Below are 2356 nucleotides of genomic sequence, written 5' to 3' on the forward strand. Positions count from 1 at the left end.
AGCGGCACATCATCCCGACGGGATAGTCGCTGCGGCAGCGATCAATCACCGCGTACCGTTCGGTGATTGCTTCGCGAAGTACGCTGCCGCGTCTCTTAAAAAATCCCGTTCCTTGGCGATCCGCGACAGCTCGCGCTTGAGGCGGGCCAACTCCTCATCGCGCGGCGTTCCGGCACCGGGAAAAGCCTTCCCGCCAGCCGACTCAGCCTCCCGAACCCAGCGGGTGAGCATGTTCGGGTTGACCCCAACCTCCAGAGCCACCTGGCGGCAGCTCGACTTCGATCGCCGCACCAGCTCGACGATCTCCCGCTTGTACTCCGCTGTGTAACGCTTCCGCTTCGACATGGACACTCCTTCAGCTCACCATGAGCCTTCCTGAAAGTGTCCGCAGAGACGGGGTAGAACCCCCGGAAGGCAAAGGAGGACTAGTGAGCTGGGGAATTCGATCGAATTCAGACGTGCTGCTTGAGTTCGCAGACGCACTTGAGACCATGGGGCAAGGCGTGCTTGCTCAAGAGCTCAAGAGCCGCGCTGCCGATGGCGATTTGGGCTTCCGCGCTGATCGCTACTTCTACGCGGATGACTTCGCGACCAAGGAGTGGATGCTGCGCCGGGAGATCGATGGCGAGCCTCTTCTGGCGCACTGGCGTCGATTCCTGGCGAGGCGTCGGCAGGCCGCCAGACGCGAGTCGGCGCCCGTGGAGGCGACTTCGATCAGCGTCGACCTGCGGACGAAGAAGCGTCTCTCCCGGCTGAAGCAGCCGGGCGAGACGTGGAGCGAATTGCTCAATCGCTTGGCGGCAACTGCGAAGCCGAAAAGCCCTGCCAGGAAGCGTTAGCGTGCGGCAGCTCGTCTCCCTCACGCTTCTGAACGCTGATCACGCGATGAAAGGCGTCATTGCCCAGACCACGAATCAAGGCCTCGAGCTCTCTGCGGCGCTTGGCGCGCGCCTTTCGGTCGATGGCCTGACTGACGGGCTCGTGAGCGCTCCATCGCCGCATGCACGGCATCCTCCGCAGTTGCGGCCAGCAGCGCCTCGATTACGCGGTAGTGCGTCGCGCGATATCGATGACGGATGGATTCGATCGCGGCATGCACCCCAGCCGAAACCATGACTGCATGCCGACGTGCCGTATCCATCACGCAAAAGCGGCTGTGGAGGGCGCGATGCGTGCACCCTTGACCCAGTCATGGAGATCGGGACGCAGCCAATAGCGGGGCGCAGATCGCTTGCCGAGCGAGATCGCCGACGGCGGAGCACGCTCGTCGGTGTCAGGCTTGCAGCGAACCGACATTCCACGGAGCACCACGGCTTCGACGACAGCGCGCGGATCCAAGGTGATGGTGGCTGAACTGACGTCGTTGCCCTTGCCGGGAGGCATGACGTGGTAGCCGCGCTCCCCACATTTTCGGCTTGTGATGACGCATGGGACCAAGCGCTCTCCTGCGTTGCCGATGAGGTAGAAGATCTCGTCGAAATTCTCGTGGTTCATGGTGGGCGCCTTGACGTTGCGGTTGGTAGCGGTGCCGTCTGATACAGAGCGCACCTCAAAGCAATGGAACTGCAGGTCGTCCAGTTCCCGATCCAACTCGCCCCAAAGATCGGTTCGAAGACGGGGATTGAGGACGAAAAGCCGCGTGTCGGCGGCAAGCTGCACCCGCCGCCGGGCGACCGGAACAGGCATCTGCAAAGCCCTGGACATGTGGTCGGCGACTTCAGGTCGTCCAACCGCAGAGGCCCAGAGTCCGGCCCTGAGTGCTTTGCGAATTTCGGAGAGGGAGAGACGCTCGAAGGCCACGCCAAAGGACGAGCCTTCCCGGGGGAGCATGGAAGGCGAGAAGGTGGAAGCGAGGATCATCGTTGGCGCGTTGAGCATGGTCGTTCTCCGGTTTGCGGTGCGGTCTGAAGGGGCCGCCGGGAACCGTAGATGCTCGGTGTCCGCTGCTGGGAAATCTGCATTCAGTTCCAGCGGCCGACATGAACTGTATGCGCAGGAATTCCAAGGTCAACAAGAATTGCATGGCACTCTGCGTGACAGATGTCACGCAGAGTGCCATCGGACTGACTCTAGGTCTTGCCATGTCGCCGGCAACAACGATCGTTATTTCGAAAAGCAAATTCCACCCCAAGGGGTGGCGACACGTATCGGTTGTAGTCGAATCCATCCTCGGGCGAGGTCAGCACCAGCGCCTCCGGCTCACGAAAGAGGGCTGGCCAGAGCGCTCAATGGTCACCGTCTAATACTGCTCAGCTTGACCTTGACGTGCCCCCAGCAGCCATACCACCCGTTACTGGGAAAGTCCGGGGTTGAAGGGTACTTCGTTCTTCTGGTTGTTGATCCGGTGTTGGGCTGC

Annotated in this window: 3 protein-coding genes; 1 reads left to right on the plus strand and 2 read right to left on the minus strand. The window is 61.6% G+C overall.

Going from position 1 to position 2356, the window contains the following annotated elements; translation table 11 throughout:
• Window positions 1–45: 45 nt before the first annotated feature.
• Window positions 46–345 (minus strand): transposase, encoded by a 300-nt coding sequence (locus BLP83_RS18060; protein WP_176764285.1) that lies wholly within the window; start codon window positions 343–345, stop codon window positions 46–48.
• A gap of 113 nt (window positions 346–458) precedes the next feature.
• Between BLP83_RS18060 and BLP83_RS18065 the strand changes: the two genes are divergently transcribed.
• Window positions 459–839 carry a hypothetical protein gene (locus BLP83_RS18065; protein WP_091246291.1) on the plus strand — a complete coding sequence of 127 codons (381 nt, stop codon included), beginning with the start codon at window positions 459–461 and terminating at the stop codon, window positions 837–839.
• A 301-nt stretch (window positions 840–1140) separates the two neighbouring features.
• On the opposite strand, the gene BLP83_RS18070 is transcribed toward BLP83_RS18065, so the two are convergent.
• Window positions 1141–1878, minus strand: coding sequence for a hypothetical protein (locus BLP83_RS18070; protein ID WP_143006790.1), 738 nt, complete (start codon window positions 1876–1878; stop codon window positions 1141–1143).
• Between the last annotated feature and the right edge of the window lie 478 nt (window positions 1879–2356).

Source organism: Aquimonas voraii (genome assembly GCF_900101825.1).
Taxonomy (GTDB): Bacteria; Pseudomonadota; Gammaproteobacteria; order Xanthomonadales; family Xanthomonadaceae; genus Aquimonas; species Aquimonas voraii.

What these genes read in the sequence shown, in the direction of transcription:
- BLP83_RS18070 (WP_143006790.1), bottom strand. Translation starts at nt 1,878, where the DNA reads ATGCTCAACGCGCCAACGATGATCCTCGCTTCCACCTTCTCGCCTTCC.
- BLP83_RS18060 (WP_176764285.1), bottom strand. Translation starts at nt 345, where the DNA reads ATGTCGAAGCGGAAGCGTTACACAGCGGAGTACAAGCGGGAGATCGTC.